The sequence below is a fragment of the Kitasatospora sp. NPDC056651 genome, from assembly GCF_042792155.1.
Classification (GTDB): Bacteria; Actinomycetota; Actinomycetes; order Streptomycetales; family Streptomycetaceae; genus Kitasatospora.
In genome coordinates, this window is the sequence record NZ_JBHTWX010000025.1 from 1 (window position 1) to 17,711 (window position 17,711).

Annotated in this window: 15 protein-coding genes; 1 reads left to right on the forward strand and 14 read right to left on the reverse strand. The window is 72.0% G+C overall.

Annotation, left to right across the window (positions count from 1 at the left end):
• Nucleotides 1-145: 145 nt before the first annotated feature.
• The 14 genes from ACFRAR_RS12660 to pyrR all read right to left on the reverse strand — a co-directional run bounded on the left by ACFRAR_RS12660 (nt 146) and on the right by pyrR (nt 16,814).
• Nucleotides 146-2,230, reverse strand: a complete 2,085-nt coding sequence (locus ACFRAR_RS12660; RefSeq protein ID WP_380697662.1) for a primosomal protein N' — start codon at nt 2,228-2,230, stop codon at nt 146-148.
• Nucleotides 2,231-2,366: 136 nt separating this feature from the next.
• Nucleotides 2,367-3,575 carry a methionine adenosyltransferase gene (gene metK, locus ACFRAR_RS12665; protein WP_189916754.1) on the reverse strand — a complete coding sequence of 403 codons (1,209 nt, stop codon included), beginning with the start codon at nt 3,573-3,575 and terminating at the stop codon, nt 2,367-2,369.
• Nucleotides 3,576-3,726: 151 nt separating this feature from the next.
• A complete protein-coding gene (gene coaBC / locus ACFRAR_RS12670) occupies nt 3,727-4,944 on the reverse strand; it encodes a bifunctional phosphopantothenoylcysteine decarboxylase/phosphopantothenate--cysteine ligase CoaBC (RefSeq protein WP_380697780.1) in 1,218 nt (405 codons plus the stop codon).
• Nucleotides 4,945-5,115: 171 nt separating this feature from the next.
• Nucleotides 5,116-5,382, reverse strand: coding sequence for a DNA-directed RNA polymerase subunit omega (gene rpoZ, locus ACFRAR_RS12675; protein WP_030056185.1), 267 nt, complete (start codon nt 5,380-5,382; stop codon nt 5,116-5,118).
• A gap of 37 nt (nt 5,383-5,419) precedes the next feature.
• Entirely contained in the window at nt 5,420-5,977 is a 558-nt protein-coding gene (gmk, locus tag ACFRAR_RS12680; protein WP_380697664.1) for a guanylate kinase, read from the reverse strand.
• Nucleotides 5,978-6,026: 49 nt separating this feature from the next.
• Nucleotides 6,027-6,353, reverse strand: a complete 327-nt coding sequence (mihF, locus tag ACFRAR_RS12685) for an integration host factor, actinobacterial type (protein WP_030056187.1) — start codon at nt 6,351-6,353, stop codon at nt 6,027-6,029.
• A gap of 409 nt (nt 6,354-6,762) precedes the next feature.
• Nucleotides 6,763-7,593, reverse strand: a complete 831-nt coding sequence (pyrF, locus tag ACFRAR_RS12690; protein WP_380697665.1) for an orotidine-5'-phosphate decarboxylase — start codon at nt 7,591-7,593, stop codon at nt 6,763-6,765.
• A gap of 44 nt (nt 7,594-7,637) precedes the next feature.
• A complete protein-coding gene (locus tag ACFRAR_RS12695; protein ID WP_380697667.1) occupies nt 7,638-8,741 on the reverse strand; it encodes a quinone-dependent dihydroorotate dehydrogenase in 1,104 nt (367 codons plus the stop codon).
• An 89-nt stretch (nt 8,742-8,830) separates the two neighbouring features.
• Entirely contained in the window at nt 8,831-12,139 is a 3,309-nt protein-coding gene (gene carB / locus ACFRAR_RS12700; protein ID WP_380697668.1) for a carbamoyl-phosphate synthase large subunit, read from the reverse strand.
• The gene (carA, locus tag ACFRAR_RS12705) at nt 12,132-13,289 is read right to left on the reverse strand and encodes a glutamine-hydrolyzing carbamoyl-phosphate synthase small subunit (protein WP_380697670.1); all 1,158 of its coding nucleotides are present in this window, start codon (nt 13,287-13,289) and stop codon (nt 12,132-12,134) included. Before carA ends, carB begins: the two co-directional genes overlap by 8 nt.
• Nucleotides 13,286-13,879 carry a hypothetical protein gene (locus ACFRAR_RS12710; protein ID WP_380697671.1) on the reverse strand — a complete coding sequence of 198 codons (594 nt, stop codon included), beginning with the start codon at nt 13,877-13,879 and terminating at the stop codon, nt 13,286-13,288. Before ACFRAR_RS12710 ends, carA begins: the two co-directional genes overlap by 4 nt.
• Nucleotides 13,879-15,183, reverse strand: a complete 1,305-nt coding sequence (locus tag ACFRAR_RS12715; protein WP_380697782.1) for a dihydroorotase — start codon at nt 15,181-15,183, stop codon at nt 13,879-13,881. The genes ACFRAR_RS12710 and ACFRAR_RS12715 overlap by 1 nt, the downstream gene beginning before the upstream one ends.
• Before the next feature lie 26 nt (nt 15,184-15,209).
• Nucleotides 15,210-16,187 carry an aspartate carbamoyltransferase catalytic subunit gene (locus ACFRAR_RS12720; RefSeq protein WP_380697673.1) on the reverse strand — a complete coding sequence of 326 codons (978 nt, stop codon included), beginning with the start codon at nt 16,185-16,187 and terminating at the stop codon, nt 15,210-15,212.
• A gap of 6 nt (nt 16,188-16,193) precedes the next feature.
• Complete coding sequence (gene pyrR / locus ACFRAR_RS12725) at nt 16,194-16,814, reverse strand: bifunctional pyr operon transcriptional regulator/uracil phosphoribosyltransferase PyrR (protein ID WP_380697674.1); 621 nt, start codon at nt 16,812-16,814, stop codon at nt 16,194-16,196.
• A gap of 329 nt (nt 16,815-17,143) precedes the next feature.
• Between pyrR and ACFRAR_RS12730 the strand changes: the two genes are divergently transcribed.
• Entirely contained in the window at nt 17,144-17,647 is a 504-nt protein-coding gene (locus tag ACFRAR_RS12730; protein WP_030240641.1) for a transcriptional regulator, read from the forward strand.
• Nucleotides 17,648-17,711 lie beyond the last annotated feature (64 nt).

The window sequence follows — 17,711 nt, forward strand, 5'->3', positions numbered from 1 at the left end:
GGCCCCCCCGGGTCCCCCGTGGGGGGGGCTCCCCGCGCCCCCCCCGGGGGGGCGGGGGGGGGGGGGGGGCCCCCACCCCCCCGCCCCGCCGGGCACGGCCCCGAACCCGGACCCGGTACCCGAACCCGACCGAACCACCGCCCCCTCAGCCGATGTCCGTCGGATCCACCCGCACCCGCACCGGCTCCGCCGTCCGCAGCGCGATCCGCGCGATCTGCGCCGCCTTGAGCGCCGCCGCCAGCGCGGACCCCTGCCCGGGTGCCACCCGCAGCAGCGCGCGTTCCTGCTCCTCCCCCCGCAGCGCCGACACCGGCACCGGCCCGAGCACGTCGGCCCCCTCCGGCAGCCGGATCAGGTTGAGCAGGTCCGCCACCGCCGCCGGGCTCCCGCTCACCGAGGCCATCCGGGAGACGGGCGGGAAGTGCAGCTGCGCCCGTTCGTCCCGCTCCAGCCCGGCGTGCCCCAGCGGGTCCCAGCGCACCAGTGCCTGCACCGGACGGGCCGAGGGCTCGGCGACCACGACCACCGTCCCCCCCTCCGTCGAGGGCCGCACCAGAGCGGCCGCCGCGAGCCAGAGCCGCAGCGTCTCCTCCCCCGCCCGCAGGTCGGGCCGGCTCAGCAGCGCCCAGCCGTCCAGCAGCAGCGCGGCCCCGTACCCGCCGCCGCCCTCGACCACCGGCTCCGCGCCCGGGGTGGAGATCACCAGCGAGGGCTCGTCCGGCACGGTGGTGAGCACCGAGTCCCGGCCGGAGGTCCGCACCGGGAGGCGCGGGAACGCCTTGCCCAGCTCCTCCGCCGTCCGCCGGGCGCCGACCACCTGGGCCCTCAGCTTGAAGGATCCGCACTCGGGGCAGTGCCAGTCGTTCTCCGCCTCCCCGCACCAGCCGCAGCACAGCGGGGCGTCCGCCGAGGGCGCCTCCAGCGGCCCCTCACAGCGCCGGCAGCGTGCCGGGGTCCGGCAGCGCCCGCAGGCCAGCCGCGGCACGTAGCCGCGCCGGGGCACCTGGATCAGTACCGGGTGCCCGGCGGCCAGCGCCTCCCGCGCGGCCTCCCAGGCCACCGACGGCAACCGGGCCGCCTGGGCGGCGGCGTCCCGGTGCTGGTCCTGGTCGGTGACGGTGCGCACCCTGGGCGCGGTCCGCCGCACCGTCTCCCGGTCCGCGATCAGTGGGCGTGCCCAGCCGGTGCTGACCAGCTGGGCGCCCTCCACCGTCACCGCGTGCCCGCCGAGCAGCACCGCCGCCCCCTCCTCGGCGGCGCGCAGCAGCGCCACCTCGCGCACGTGCGGGTGCGGGGCGCGCGGGTCGCTGTGACTGCCGTCCCCGTCCGACCAGACGACGACCAGCCCGAGGTCACGTACCGGCGCGAACATGGTGGCCCTGGTCCCGACCACCGCGTGCACCGAGCCCCGGCTCACCGCGAGCCAGCGCCGGTAGCGCTCGCGCGGGCCGAGGTCGGCCTCCAGCGCCACGTGCATCCCGGGGCCGAGCAGTTCGGTCAGCGCCTGGTCCACCCGGGCCACCGAGCGGCCCTCCGGGACGACGACCAGCGCCCCGCGCCCGCTCGCCAGCGCGGCCGCCACCGCCCGCGCGATCTCGTACGGCCAGCCGGGCCCGGGCAGCGCGGCCCAGACGGCGCGCGGCGAGCCGCCCGAGGCCAGCGCGGTGAGGAAGTCGGGCCCGGCCGGGTAGCGCTGCCAGCCGCCGGGGGCCGGGGCCGCCGGGCGTGCCAGCGGCGGCGGCGAGGGTTCGGCCTCGGCCTTGGCGTGCCGGGGCGGGACGGCCAGCTGGAGCACGTCGGCCAGCGTTCCTGCGTACCGGTCGGCGACGGTGCGGCACAGCCGCAGCAGCTGGGGGGTGAGCACCGGCTCGGGCGAGAGCACCTGGGCCAGCGGGGCGAGCGGACCGGCGAAGTCGCTCTTCTCCAGCCGGGCGACGATGAACCCGTCGTGCAGCTCCCCGCCCTCGCGCTGGCCCTTCACCACCCGCGCCCCGAACCGCACCCGGACCCGGACACCGGGCTGGGCCTCCTCGGCCATCGCGGCCGGCACCTCGTAGTCGAAGAACTTGTCGATGGTGAGCACGCCCTTGTCCACCACGACCCGGGCCACCGGCAGGTGCTCGGCCCGCTTGGCCCCGTGCCAGGTGCGCGGCTTGGCCCGCTTGACCGTCTCCCGGATGAACGCCAGCTGCTCCGGCTCGGCGGCCCCGTTCTCCCCTGTGCTGCTCATCGCCACCAAGTACTACCAGGTCACACCGACAATGCACGAAGCGGCGCCCACCCCCGAACGGGAGCGGACGCCGCTTCGGGCGTTTCAGACGCTTTAAGCGTTTCAGACGCTTCAGGCGCCGAGTGCGCTACGGGCCTCAGTCCTGGACGGCGGCCTTCAGCTGCTCCACCCGGTCGGTGCGCTCCCAGGTGAAGTCCGGCAGCTCACGGCCGAAGTGGCCGTACGCTGCGGTCTGGGAGTAGATCGGGCGCAGCAGGTCCAGGTCGCGGATGATCGCGGCCGGGCGCAGGTCGAAGACCTCGGAGACGGCCTTCTGGATGGCGAGGACCGGGACGGTCTCGGTGCCGAAGGTCTCCACGAACAGGCCGACCGGCTCGGCCTTGCCGATCGCGTACGCGACCTGCACCTCTGCGCGGCGGGCGAGGCCGGCGGCGACGATGTTCTTCGCCACCCAGCGCATCGCGTACGCGGCCGAGCGGTCCACCTTGGACGGGTCCTTGCCGGAGAAGGCACCGCCGCCGTGGCGGGCCATGCCGCCGTAGGTGTCGATGATGATCTTGCGGCCGGTGAGGCCGGCGTCGCCCATCGGGCCGCCGATCTCGAAGCGGCCGGTCGGGTTGACCAGCAGGCGGTAGCCCTCGGTGGTGAGCTTGATGCCCTGCTCGGCCAGCGCCTTCAGCTCCGGCTCGACCACGAACTCGCGGATGTCCGGGGTGAGCAGCGACTCCAGGTCGATGTCGCTGGCGTGCTGGGTGGAGACGACCACGGTGTCGAGGCGGACGGCCTTGTCACCGTCGTACTCGATGGTGACCTGGGTCTTGCCGTCGGGGCGCAGGTAGGGGATGGTCCCGTTCTTGCGCACCTCGGTCAGGCGGCGGGAGAGGCGGTGCGCCAGGGTGATCGGCAGCGGCATGAGCTCGGGCGTCTCGTCGGACGCGTAGCCGAACATCAGGCCCTGGTCACCGGCGCCCTGCTTGTCCAGGTCGTCCTCGTCGCCCTCGACGCGGGCCTCGTACGCGGTGTCGACGCCCTGCGCGATGTCGGGCGACTGGGCACCGATGGACACCGACACGCCGCAGGAGGCGCCGTCGAAGCCCTTCTTGGAGCTGTCGTAGCCGATCTCCAGGATCTTGTCCCGGACGAGCTGGGCGATCGGCGCGTACGCCTTGGTGGTCACCTCGCCGGCCACGTGCACCTGGCCGGTGGTGATGAGCGTCTCCACGGCGACCCGGGACGTCGGGTCCTCCCGCAGGAGAGCGTCAAGGATGGTGTCGCTGATCTGGTCAGCGATCTTGTCGGGGTGTCCCTCGGTGACGGACTCCGAGGTGAACAGGCGGCGAGACACAGCGCTCCCTGGGGTTGCAGCGGCTGCTGACTGAAGTCGCCCGGGGGAACCCGGGCACTCCGGAAAGACTTGATTCCTGGAGTGTAACGGTCTGGTTCCGCCGAACGTCACCCGCTTCAGGAATTCTCGACCGCCACGCGAGCACTTTCGATCAGTTGCCGCCTGTTTCCAGCCGCTTCGCGACCAGGTCCCAGACCACGTCGGCGAGTGCCTCCTTCGGCCCCACCGGGACGGCCGTCTCGCTGCCGTCCGCCCCCAGCACCACGGCCTCGTTGACGTCCGTGCCGAAGGCCTTGCCGTTGCCTACCTCGTTGACCACCAGCAGGTCACAGCCCTTGCGGGCGAGCTTGGCGCGGCCGTTGGCGAGCACGTCGTCGGTCTCCGCCGCGAAACCCACCACGAGTTGACCCGAACGGGCCCGGTGGGCCGACAGCTCGGCCAGGATGTCGGGATTGCGGACCAGGGCGACGGGCGCCTGCTCGACCCCCTCGACCTTCTTGATCTTGCCGGTCGCGTACTCGGCGGGCCGGAAGTCCGCCACCGCCGCGGCCATCACCACGGCATCCGCGTCCCGGACGGCCTCCAGGGCCGCCTCGCGCAACTCCAGCGCGGTCGAGACGTGCACCACGTCCACTCCCGCCGGGTCCGGCAGCTCGGCGTTGGCCGAGATCAATGTCACCCTCGCCCCGCGCGCCGCCGCCGTCACGGCCAGCGCGTAGCCCTGCTTGCCGGAGGAGCGGTTGCCCAGGTAGCGCACCGGGTCCAGCGGCTCCCGGGTGCCGCCGGCCGAGACCACCACGTGCCGGCCCGCGAGGTCGGTGGGCGCCGGCCCGCCGCGGCGCAGCACCGCCCGGCAGGCCTCGAAGATCGCGGACGGCTCGGGCAGCCGGCCCTTGCCGGTGTCCTTGCCGGTGAGCCGCCCGACGGCCGGCTCCAGCACGATGACGCCCCGGCGGCGCAGCGTGGCCACGTTGTCCCGGGTGGCCGGGTGCTCCCACATCTCGGTGTGCATGGCGGGCGCCAGCACGACCGGACAGCGGGCGGTGAGCAGGGTGTTGGTCAGCAGGTCGTCGGCCAGGCCGTGGGCGGCCTTGGCGATCAGGTCCGCGGTGGCCGGGGCGACCACGACCAGGTCGGCCTGCTGCCCGATCCGCACGTGCGGCACCTCGTGCACGCGCTCCCAGGTCTCGGTGGCCGCCGGACGCCCGGACAGCGCGGCCCAGGTCGCCTCGCCGACGAAGTGCAGGGCGGCCGCGGTCGGCACCACGGTGACCTGGTGGCCGGACTCGGTGAAGCGGCGCAGCAGCTCGCACGCCTTGTACGCGGCGATCCCGCCGCTCACGCCGAGGACCACGCGGGGGGCGTCCACAGTCACGTACCGACCTTTCTCCCGATCCGGAACGGGCCCACCCTACGGCCCCGCGGCCGGGGCCCGCACCGCGCCCTCCCCCGGCACCCGGCACCCGGCACCCGGCACGAAAATGCCGGAGGGCCCGGCGGAAAGATTCCGCCGGGCCCTCCCGGAAATTCAGCGACCGCCTCAGGCAGCCTCGACCGCCTCGGCGGTCAGCATGCCCGCGTTGATCTCGCGCAGCGCGATCGACAGCGGCTTCTCGTGCACGTGGGTGTCGACCAGCGGGCCGACGTACTCCAGCAGGCCCTCGCCGAGCTGGGAGTAGTACGCGTTGATCTGGCGCGCGCGCTTGGCGGCGTAGATCACGAGGCTGTACTTGGAGTCGGTGGCCTCGAGCAGCTCGTCGATCGGCGGGTTGATGATGCCCTCGGGCGCGGTCATGGAAGAGGACACGCTAAAACCTTCCGAAAGGATGGAAAAGACAGACAGGTCAGGCTACACCGAGCAAGGCTAGCAGTTCGGCCGCTACCTGCTCGACGGAGGTGTTGACAAGGGTCGTGTCGAACTCGGTCTCGGCCGCGAGCTCGACCTTCGCCGCCTCCAGACGCTTCTCGATCACGTCCTGCGACTCGGTGCCCCGGCCAGTCAGCCGGCGGACCAGCTCGTCCCAGCTCGGCGGAGCCAGGAAGACCAGCTGCGCCTCGGGCATCGACTCGCGCACCTGCCGGGCGCCCTGGAGGTCGATCTCCAGCAGCACCGGCTCGCCGCGCTCCAGCTTCTCCAGCACGGCCGCACGCGGGGTCCCGTAACGGTTCCCGGCGAACTCGGCCCACTCCAGCAGCTCGCCGTTGGCGACCAGCTTGTCGAACTCGTCGTTGTCGACGAAGTGGTACTGGACCCCGTTCTTCTCGCCGGGCCTCGGGTGGCGGGTCGTCGCCGACACCGAGAGCCAGACCTCGGGGTACATCTTCCTCATATGAGCGACGACCGTGCTCTTGCCGACCCCCGAAGGGCCGGAGAGCACGGTCAGCCGCGGACGCTCACTCATGCACCGATTATCCCGGATCGCGGACGATCCTGGGACCACGGGGGCACGGTCAGGCGGCGCCACCGCCGAACTCCCGCTCCAGGGAAGCGATCTGGTTCGTACCGAGGCCGCGGACACGACGGCTCTCGCTGATGCCGAGGCGCTCCATGATCTGCTTGGCGCGGACCTTGCCGACGCCCGGAAGCGACTCCAGCAGTGCCGAGACCTTCATCTTGCCGATGACGTCGTTGTCGGCCTTGCCGGCCTTGATCACCTCGTGCAGGGAGGCGCCGGAGTGCTTGAGCCGGTTCTTCACCTCGGCGCGCTCCCGGCGAGCCTCGGCGGCCTTGGCGAGCGCGGCGGTGCGCTGTTCAGGGGTAAGGGGCGGAAGAGCCACGCCGTTCACCTCAGGGTGTGGATGGATGGATTGAGCTAGGACTGGTTCGGTACCGAGGACATCGTCCGCAAGGGGGAAGCACAAGGCCCTTGACCTGCGGGAGCCACGGAAATCGCGGCTCGCCGATGACCTATCGCCGGACACTACCCGGATTGCGGCGCCACGTCAGGAAAAGAACACGAAAAGTCCTGGTCAGCCAAGGCCGACCAGGACTTTCCAGGGCAAAATGACCGCGATTGCGAGACTTTGGCGGGGCCGGTGTGACGGCGCTCACGTCAACTCCGCGACCACCGCGCGGTCCTGCGGACACTCCGCAGGGTCACCACCTCACTACCTGAAGGAGGGGTTCCGCTACCAGAGCCCGTCTTGTCGGCCATTCCCTGATCCGGGCTGACCGACAAGACGGGCCCTACACGGCGTCCGCGAACTCCCCGACGAAGCGGTCCGCCGCCTCCCGCAGCGCCGTCACCGAGGGTCCGTGCCTGAGCACGTCCCGGCTGACGCTCGGCACCACGTTGCGCACCGAGGCGCCGAACACCCGCGGCAGGTCCGCCATCGTCGCGCCCTGGGCGCCGATCCCGGGGGCCAGCAGCGGGCCGTTGATGGCCAGGTCCACGCCCGCGTCGGCCAGCGTCGCGCCGACCACCGCGCCGAAGGAGCCGAGCGGCGCCGCGTCCGCGTTCTCGGCCGCCAGCTGTCGCAGTACCGAGGCCGCGACCGGCTCGCCGTCCGCGCCCACCGCGCGCTGCACCTCGGCGCCCTCCGGGTTGGAGGTGAGCGCCAGCGCGAACACGCCGCAGCCCTGCTCGCGGGCCAGGTCCAGGGCCGGGCGCAGCGAGCCGAAGCCCAGGTACGGGCTGACCGTCACGGCGTCCGAGAACAGCGGACTGCCGGGCGACAGGAAGGCCTCGGCGTAGGCGGCCATGGTGGAGCCGATGTCGCCGCGCTTGGCGTCCATCAGGACCAGCGCGCCGGCCGCCCGGGCCTCCTCGACGCTCTTCTCCAGCACCGCGACGCCCTTGCTGCCGAAGCGCTCGAAGAAGGCGGCCTGCGGCTTCAGCACGGCCACCCGGCCGGCCAGCGCCTCGACCACGGTGCGGCTGAAGGTCTCCAGCCCGGCGAGGTCGTCGCCGAGCCCCCAGGCGGCGAGCAGGGAGGCGTGCGGGTCGATGCCGACGCAGAGCTGGCCGCGGGTGTCGAGGGCCTGGCGCAGCCGGGCGCCGAACGGGGCGAGGGTCATGTCGTCCTTTCCAGAACCGATGTTTCCAGAACCGATGGGGGTGTTCACGAGCTGCGCACGGCGCTGCCGACGGCCGCGGCGAGGTTGCGGAAGCCGCCCTCGCGGACCTTGGCGGACAGGCCCTTGTGGATCCGGCGGCACCAGAACGGGCCCTCGTAGATGAAGGCGCTGAAGCCCTGGACCAGGTCGGCGCCGTGGACGATCCGCTGCCAGGCGTCCTCGGCGGTCTCGATGCCGCCGACCGAGACCAGGGTGAGCCGGCCCTCGGTGCGGGCGCGCAGCCGCTGGAGCACCTCCAGGGCGCGGGCCTTGAGCGGGGCGCCGGACAGGCCGCCCATGCCGATCTCCTCGACCCGTGCGGCGTCGGTGCGCAGGCCCTCGCGGCCGATCGTGGTGTTGGTGGCGATGATGCCGTCCAGGCCCAGCTCCAGGGCGAGGTCGGCGACCGCGTCGATGTCCTCGTCGGCCAGGTCGGGGGCGATCTTGACCAGCAGCGGCACGTGGTGCGCGGTGGTGCGGTCGGCGGCCTCGCGGACGGCGGTGAGCAGCGGCCGCAGGTGGTCCACGGCCTGGAGGTTGCGCAGCCCGGGGGTGTTCGGCGAGCTGACGTTGACCACCAGGTAGTCCGCGTACTTGGCCAGCCGCTCGGTGGACTTGACGTAGTCGGCGACGGCGTCGGCCTCCTCGACCACCTTGGTCTTGCCGATGTTGACGCCGGTCACCGGGGTGGAGCTGGTGTGCGGGCGGGCGGCCAGCCGGGCCGCGACCCGGGCCGAGCCCTGGTTGTTGAAGCCCATCCGGTTGATCAGCGCGCGGTCCTCGACCAGACGGAACATCCGGGGCGCCGGGTTGCCGGGCTGGGGCTCGCCGGTGATGGTGCCGATCTCGACGTAGTCGAAGCCGAGCATGGCCAGGCCGTCGATGCCGACGCCGTTCTTGTCGAAGCCGGCCGCCAGGCCGAACGGGCCGGGCAGGTCCAGGCCGAGCGCGCTGGTGCGCAGGGCCCGGTCGCGCGGGGCCAGCACCAGTCGCACCAGGCTGCGCAGCCCGGGCACCGAGGAGGCGAGGCGGATCCAGAAGAAGGCGAGGTGGTGGGCCTTCTCCGGGTCCATCTTCTTGAACACCAGGTCGAACAGAAGCTTGTACAAGGGTGGGTCAACTCCCGGATCACGAACCGGACTTGGGCATGGAAGTGGGGGGCACCCAAAAGGCTCCGGTGCCCCCCACTGCGGTGGTGCTACTGGCGGCCGGCGTTGATCAGCCCGGCGTGCTCCTGGAGCGACATCACCCCGACCTCGTCGCGCAGCAGCCGGTCGATACCCTGCACGGCCGCGCCCATCGCCTGGACGGTGGTCAGGCACGGGACGCCGCGCGAGACGGCCGCGGTGCGGATCTCGTAGCCGTCGAGGCGGCCGCCGGTGCCGTACGGGGTGTTGATGATGAGGTCGACCTCACCCTCGTGGATCAGCTGGACGATGGTCCGCTCGCCGTTCGGGCCTTCGCCCTCGCTGTGCTTGCGCACCACGGTGGCCGGGATGCCGCCGCGCTGGAGCACCTCGGCGGTGCCGGCGGTGGCGAGCAGCTCGAAGCCGAGGCCGGCCAGCGCCCGGGCCGGGAAGACCAGGTTGCGCTTGTCCCGGTTGGCCACCGAGATGAAGACCTTGCCCTTGGTCGGCAGCGCGCCGTAGGCACCGGTCTGCGACTTGGCGTAGGCCGTGCCGAAGACCTTGTCGATGCCCATGACCTCACCGGTCGAGCGCATCTCCGGGCCGAGCACGGTGTCCACCCCGCGGCCGTGGATGTCGCGGAAGCGGCTCCACGGCATCACGGCCTCCTTGACCGCGATCGGCGCGTCGGCGGGCAGCGTGCCGCCGTCGCCCTCGGCCGGGAGCAGGCCCTCGGCGCGCAGCTCGGCGATGGTGGCGCCGAGCGAGATCCGGGCGGCGGCCTTGGCCAGCGGCACGGCGGTCGCCTTGGAGGTGAACGGGACGGTCCGGGAGGCGCGCGGGTTGGCCTCCAGGACGTACAGGATGTCCCCGGCCATGGCGAACTGGATGTTGATCAGACCGCGGACGCCGACACCGCGCGCGATGGCCTCGGTGGAGGTGCGCAGGCGCTTGATGTCGAAGCCGCCGAGGGTGATCGGGGGCAGCGCGCAGGCGGAGTCGCCGGAGTGGATGCCGGCCTCCTCGATGTGCTCCATGACGCCGCCGAGGTAGAGCTCGGTGCCGTCGTAGAGCGCGTCGACGTCGATCTCCACCGCGTCGTCCAGGAAGCGGTCGATGAGCACCGGGTGCTCGGAGATCAGGCCGGCGTGCCGCTCCAGGTAGGAGGCGAGCGAGGCCTCGTCGTAGACGATCTCCATGCCGCGGCCGCCGAGCACGTAGGACGGGCGGGCGAGCACCGGGTAGCCGATCTCGTCGGCGATCGCCTTGGCCTCGTCGAAGGAGAAGGCGGTGCCGTGCTTGGGCGCGGGCAGGCCGGCCTCGCTCAGGACGCGGCCGAAGGCGCCGCGCTCCTCGGCGAGGTCGATCGCCTCGGGCTGGGTGCCGACGATCGGCACGCCGTTGTCCTTGAGCGCCTGGGCCAGGCCGAGCGGGGTCTGGCCGCCGAGCTGGACGATCACACCGGCGAGCGGGCCGGCCTGCTGCTCGGCGTGGACGATCTCCAGCACGTCCTCCAGGGTGAGCGGCTCGAAGTAGAGCCGGTCGGAGGTGTCGTAGTCGGTGGAGACGGTCTCCGGGTTGCAGTTGACCATGACGGTCTCGTACCCGGCGTCGGCGAGCGCGAAGGAGGCGTGCACGCAGGAGTAGTCGAACTCGATGCCCTGGCCGATGCGGTTCGGGCCGGAGCCCAGGATGATCACGGCGGGCTTGGTGCGCGGGGCGACCTCGTTCTCCTCGTCGTAGGACGAGTAGAAGTACGGGGTCTTGGCGGCGAACTCGGCGGCGCAGGTGTCGACGGTCTTGAACACCGGGCGGATGCCGAGGGCGTGGCGCACCTCGCGGACGACGTCCGGCTTCAGGCCGCGGATCTCGCCGATCTGCTGGTCGGAGAAGCCGTGCCGCTTGGCGTGGCGCAGCAGCTCGGGGGTGAGCTCCTCGGCGTCGGCCAGCTCGGCGGCGATCTCGTCCAGCAGGAAGAGCTGGTCGACGAACCACGGGTCGATCTTGGTGGCCTCGAACACCTCCTCCGGGGTGGCGCCGGCCCGGACGGCGTCCATCACGGTGTTGATCCGGCCGTCGGTCGGCACGGCGGCCTTGACCAGCAGCTCCGCCTTGTCGCCGACGGGGCCGTTCCAGGAGAACTGGGAGCCCTTCTTCTCCAGCGAGCGCAGCGCCTTCTGCAGCGCCTCGGGGAAGTTGCGGCCCATGGCCATCGCCTCGCCGACCGACTTCATGGTGGTGGTCAGCGTCGCGTCGGCGCTCGGGAACTTCTCGAACGCGAACCGCGGCACCTTGACCACGACGTAGTCGAGCGTCGGCTCGAAGGAGGCCGGGGTCTGCTCGGTGATGTCGTTGGGGATCTCGTCCAGGGTGTAGCCGACGGCCAGCTTGGCGGCGATCTTGGCGATCGGGAAGCCGGTGGCCTTGGAGGCGAGCGCCGAGGAGCGGGAGACGCGCGGGTTCATCTCGATGACGATGACCCGGCCGTCCTCGGGGTCGACCGCGAACTGGATGTTGCAGCCGCCGGTGTCGACGCCGACCTCGCGGATGACGGCGATGCCGATGTCGCGCAGGATCTGGTACTCGCGGTCGGTGAGGGTCATCGCCGGGGCGACGGTGATCGAGTCACCGGTGTGCACGCCCATCGGGTCGAAGTTCTCGATGGAGCAGACGACCACGACGTTGTCGTTCTTGTCGCGCATCAGCTCCAGCTCGTACTCCTTCCAGCCGAGGATGGACTCCTCCAGGAGCACCTCGGTGGTCGGCGAGAGGGTCAGGCCCTGGCCGGCGATGCGGCGCAGGTCCTCCTCGTTGTGCGCGAAGCCGGAGCCGGCGCCGCCCATGGTGAAGGACGGGCGGACGACGACCGGGTATCCGCCCAGCGTGTCGACGCCGGCCAGCACCTCGTCCATGGTGTGGCAGATGACCGAGCGGGCGGACTCGCCGTGGCCGATCTTGGCGTTGACGGCCTCGACGACGCCCTTGAAGAGCTCGCGGTCCTCGCCCTTGTTGATCGCCTCGACGTCGGCGCCGATCAGCTCGACGCCGTACTTCTCCAGCGTGCCCGCCGAGTGCAGCGAGATCGCGGTGTTGAGCGCGGTCTGGCCGCCCAGGGTCGGCAGCAGCGCGTCGGGGCGCTCCTTGGCGATGATCTTCTCGACGAACTCCGGGGTGATCGGCTCGACGTACGTGGCGTCGGCGATCTCCGGGTCGGTCATGATCGTGGCCGGGTTGGAGTTCACCAGGATGACCCGCAGGCCCTCGGCCTTGAGGACCCGGCAGGCCTGCGTACCCGAGTAGTCGAACTCGGCGGCCTGGCCGATGACGATCGGGCCGGAGCCGATCACCAGGACGGACTTGATGTCAGTGCGCTTAGGCACGCTGGGCCTCCATGAGCTTCACGAAGCGGTCGAACAGGTAGGCGGCGTCGTGGGGACCGGCGGCCGCTTCGGGGTGGTACTGCACGCTGAAGGCGGGGACGTCGAGCGCCTGGAGGCCCTCGACGACGTCGTCGTTGAGGCAGACGTGGGAGACCTGGACCCGCCCGAAGGGGGTGTCGCTCACCTTGTCCAGCGGGGCGTCCACGGCGAAGCCGTGGTTGTGGGCGGTCACCTCGACCTTGCCGGTGGTGCGGTCCTGCACCGGCTGGTTGATGCCGCGGTGGCCGTACTTGAGCTTGTAGGTGCCGAAGCCCAGCGCGCGGCCGAGGATCTGGTTGCCGAAGCAGATCCCGAAGAACGGGGTCCTGCGCTCCAGCACGCCCTTCAGCACGGCGACCTGGTCGTCCGCGGTGGCCGGGTCGCCCGGGCCGTTGGAGAAGAAGACGCCGTCCGGCCGGACCGCGTAGATGTCCTCCAGGGTGGCGTTCGCCGGCAGCACGTGCACCTCGATGCCGCGCTCGGCCATCCGCTGCGGGGTCATCGCCTTGATGCCGAGGTCCAGCGCGGCGACGGTGAACTTCTTCTCACCGATCGCGGGCACCACGTACGCCTCGGTGGTGGCGACCTCGGCGGCCAGGTCGGCGCCCTTCATCTCGGGCGACTGCCGCACCCGGGCCAGCAGGGCGGCCTCGTCGGCCAGCGCCTCGCCGGAGAAGATGCCGCAGCGCATCGCGCCGCGCTCGCGCAGGTGGCGGGTCAGCGCGCGGGTGTCGATGCCGCTGATGCCGACGACGCCCTGGTTGACCAGTTCCTCGTCGAGCGGGCGGCGGGAGCGCCAGTTGGAGGCGACCCGGGCGGGGTCGCGCACCACGTAGCCGGCGACCCAGATCCGCCGGGACTCGTCGTCCTCGTCGTTCCAGCCGGTGTTGCCGATCTGCGGGGCGGTCATCGCGACCACCTGGCGGTGGTACGACGGGTCGGTGAGGGTCTCCTGGTAGCCGGACATGCCGGTGTTGAAGACCGCCTCGCCGAAGGTCTCGCCGATCGCGCCGTAGGCCTGGCCGCGGAACGTCCGGCCGTCCTCCAGGACGAGCACGGCAGGCACTCGTTCCCGCCGTTGGCGCTGCGTGGTGGGGGCAGGTGCGGTCATTGCGCGGCCTCTTCCGTCTTCGTCTTCGTACGTGTTGCGAGTTGGGCGACCGCCTCGACCCAGGCGGTGTGCTCGTCGGGGTGGTCGGCCCGGAAACCCGAGTCCAGCTCGATGGTGCCCGTGGGGGTCCCCTCGGCCGAAGGCTGGGGGAGGGTCCAGCTGACGACGAGCAGCCCGGAGGGGACGACCTTGCCGGCGATCCCGGAGTCGGTGCGGGCCCCGGTCAGGTGCGCGGCCGGGATCCAGAAGTCGACGTCCCCGGGGCGCTGCACCAGCAGGCCGTCCTCGCCGAGGGTGAGGTCGGCGCGGCTGCGGGTGCCCAGGCCGTGCGCGACGACCCGGTCGAGCCAGTTCCCGGCCGTGGTCGTGCCGTGGTACCGGCCGCTGGTCTCCAGGATGGTGCGCCCGGCGCGGGCCGGCACCGCCGGCAGCGGCGGGATGCCGGACTGGAGGGTCCGGCGCCAGTTCCAGCCCTGGCGCATCAGCCAGTAGACGAGGCCGATCACGATCAGCAGCCCGATCGTCCAGCCGATGTAGCCGGGCCAGTCGGTGACCTTGGCCTGCTCCTGGGCGAGCGTGGCGTGGTCCATCACTCCGTGCCGTCCTGCTCGACCAGGTCGCCGGCCAGGACGGTGGCGCGGCCGCGCAGGAAGGTGGCGTGCACTCGTCCGGGCAGGTCCAGGCCCTTGTAGGGGGTGTTGCGGCTGCGGGTGGCGAAGCTGTCCGGGTTCACGGCACCACGGTACGCGGGGTCGAAGAGCACCAGGTTGGCGGGCTCACCCACCGAGACCGGGCGGCCGTGGCCGGCGAGGCGGCCGATCCGGGCCGGGCGGTGCGACATCCGGTCGGCGACGCCCTCCCAGTTCAGCAGGCCGGTGTCCACCATGGTCTGCTGCACGACCGACAGCGCGGTCTCCAGGCCGACCATGCCCATCGCGGCCACGGCCCACTCGCAGTCCTTGTCCTCGGCCGGGTGCGGCGCGTGGTCGGTGGCGACGGCGTCGATGGTGCCGTCGGCCAGCGCCTCGCGCAGCGCCTGGACGTCGGCGGCGGTGCGCAGCGGCGGGTTGACCTTGTACACCGGGTCGTAGCTGCGGACCATCTCGTCGGTGAGCAGCAGGTGGTGCGGGGTCACCTCGGCGGTGACGTCCCAGCCCTTGGACTTGGCCCAGCGGACGATCTCGACCGAGCCGGCCGTGGAGAGGTGGCAGACGTGCAGCCGGGAGCCGACGTGCGCGGCGAGCAGCACGTCGCGGGCGATGATCGACTCCTCGGCGACGGCCGGCCAGCCCCCGAGCCCGAGCTCGCCGGAGACCTGGCCCTCGTTCATCTGGGCGCCCTCGGTCAGCCGCGGCTCCTGGGCGTGCTGGGCGACGACGCCGTCGAAGGCCTTGACGTACTCCAGGGCGCGGCGCATCAGCACCGCGTCGTCCACGCACTTGCCGTCGTCGGAGAAGACCCGGACGCCCGCGGCGGACTCGTGCATCGCGCCGAGCTCGGCGAGCTTCTTGCCCTCCAGGCCGACGGTGACGGCGCCGACCGGCTGCACGTCGCAGTAGCCGGACTCCTGACCGAGCCGCCAGACCTGCTCGACCACGCCGGCGGTGTCGGCGACCGGGGTGGTGTTGGCCATCGCGTGCACGGCGGTGAAGCCGCCCATCGCGGCGGCCCGGGTGCCGGTGAGCACGGTCTCGGCGTCCTCGCGGCCGGGCTCGCGCAGGTGGGTGTGCAGGTCGACCAGGCCGGGCAGGACGACCAGCGCGGTGGCGTCGATCTCGATGTCCGCCGCGGCCGTCAGGCCGGTGCCGATCTCCTTGATCACGCCGTCGGCGAGGAGGAGGTCCTGCGGGGCGCCGCCCAGGATGCTGGCGTTGCGGATCAGGTAGCTGGCCATGGTGCCGGTTCGCTCGCTGCGCTCGTTCACTGGGCGGTCTCCACGGAGTCGGTACGGGGGGCGTCGGTGAGGGTGGCTCCGCCGAGGAGCAGGTAGAGCACGGCCATCCGGATCGAGACGCCGTTGGCGACCTGCTCGATCGCGGTGCAGCGCGGCGAGTCGGCGACTTCGGCGGTGATCTCCATGCCGCGGACCATCGGGCCCGGGTGCATCACGATCGCGTGCTCGGGCAGCTGGGCCATCCGCCGGCCGTTCATGCCGTACCGGCGACTGTACTCGCGCTCGGTCGGGAAGAACGCGGCGTTCATCCGCTCGCGCTGCACCCGCAGCATCATCAGCGCGTCCGTCTTGGGGAGCACGCTGTCCAGGTCGTAGCTGATCTCGCAGGGCCAGTTCTCGACCCCGATCGGCAGCAGCGTCGGCGGGGCGACGAAGGTGACCTGCGCGCCGAGGGTGTTCAGCAGGTGGACATTGGAGCGGGCGACCCGGCTGTGCAGGACGTCGCCGACGATGGTCACCCGGCGCCCGGCCAGGTCGTTGCCGCCGCCCGGGTTGAGGTGGCGGCGCATGGTGAAGGCGTCGAGCAGCGCCTGGGTGGGGTGCTCGTGGGTGCCGTCACCGGCGTTGATCACACTGCCGTGCAGCCAGTCGGACTGGGCGAGGCGGGCCGGCGCGCCGGAGGCGTGGTGGCGGATGACCACCGCGTCGGCGCCCATCGCCTGGAGGGTCAGCGCGGTGTCCTTGAGGCTCTCGCCCTTGGAGACCGAGGAGCCCTTGGCGGAGAAGTTGATGACATCGGCCGAGAGGCGCTTCTCGGCGACCTCGAAGGAGGTCTTCGTGCGGGTGGAGTCCTCGAAGAAGAGGTTGACGACGGTGCGGCCGCGCAGCGTGGGCAGCTTCTTGACGGCCCGGCCGGAGAGCTGGGCGAGCTCCTCGGCGGTGTCCAGGATCAGCAGCGCGTCGTCGCGGCTGAGATCGGCGGCGGAGACGAGGTGGCGCTTCACGCGGTTTTACTCCGGGAGGTGTTCGGAAGGCTTGGGGGCCAGGGCCTGCGAGCTGCGGGCGGCGTAGTCGCGGTCGCCGACCAGCACGGCGTCCACGCCGTCGCTGTCGGACAGGCGCACCTGCACGGCCTCGCGCAGCGAGGTGGGGAGGTTCTTGCCCACGTAGTCGGCCCGGATCGGCAGCTCGCGGTGGCCCCGGTCGACCAGGACGGCGAGCTGGACGGCGCGCGGGCGGCCGATGTCGCTCAGGGCGTCGAGCGCGGCGCGGATGGTGCGGCCGGAGAAGAGCACGTCGTCGACCAGGATGACGAGCTTGCCGTCGATGCCGCCGGGCGGGATCTCGGTGTGCTCCAGGGCGCGGGCGGGCTTCAGCCGCAGGTCGTCCCGGTACATGGTGATGTCCAGGGTGCCCAGCGGGATCTCGCGCCCGGTGATCTGGGCCAGCCGGCCTTGCAGGCGGCGGGCGAGGTGGACGCCCCTGGTGTGGATGCCGAGCAGCACGACGTCCTCCGCGCCCTTGGCGCGCTCGACGATCTCGTGCGCTATCCGGGTGACGACCCGGGCGATGTCCGTGCCGTCCAGCACCTGGTGCGGCGGTCGCGGCGTGGTTTCGTGCGATGTGGTCATGCCGAAGCGGACCTCCTTCCCCGCCTCACTGGACGGGCCTTAAAGGATGTCGGGAAGGCCCCCGCCGACCGGGCGCGGGCTGCGGTCATCCTACCAGCGCGCCGGATCGCAAACAGACGGCCATCATTCCGCTTCCCGGGGTTAACGCCCCGGACGCGCCGACGATGCGGGCCATTCGCACGACTGCCCCATTCGGCTTGACGCATCTACCTTACTCTACGTAACCTCACAGTGAGTTACGAGACGGACGTCGGACCCACCGGTAACGACGTCGGCCAATCGCCCGTGACCCACCACTGAACGCGAAGCAATCTCGTCCGGGGAGATCAATGTCCAGCGACTACGCGAAGCAACTCGGAGGCAAGCTCCGAGCGATCCGCACTCAGCAGGGTCTCTCCCTGCACGGTGTCGAGGAGAAGTCCCAGGGGCGCTGGAAGGCAGTCGTCGTCGGCTCGTACGAGCGCGGCGACCGTGCGGTCACCGTGCAGCGGCTGGCCGAGCTGGCGGAGTTCTACGGCGTCCCGGTGCAGGAGCTGCTGCCCGGCGGAACTCCCGGCGGTGCGGCCGAGCCGCCGCCCCGCCTGGTGCTCGACCTGGAGAGACTGACCCAGGTCCCCTCCGAGAAGGCCGGCCCGCTCCAGCGCTACGCCGCGACCATCCAGAGCCAGCGCGGCGACTACAACGGCAAGGTGCTGTCGATCCGCCAGGACGACCTGCGCACCCTGGCCGTCATCTACGACCAGTCGCCGTCGATCCTCACCGAGCAGCTGATCTCCTGGGGCGTGCTCAACCCCGACGCGCGCCGCGCGGTGCGCGAGGAGGACGCGGGCTGAGGCCCGCCACCCGGCTCCGGTCGACGGATCCAGGCATGACCCAGCACGCGTTTTCCGCGTGCTG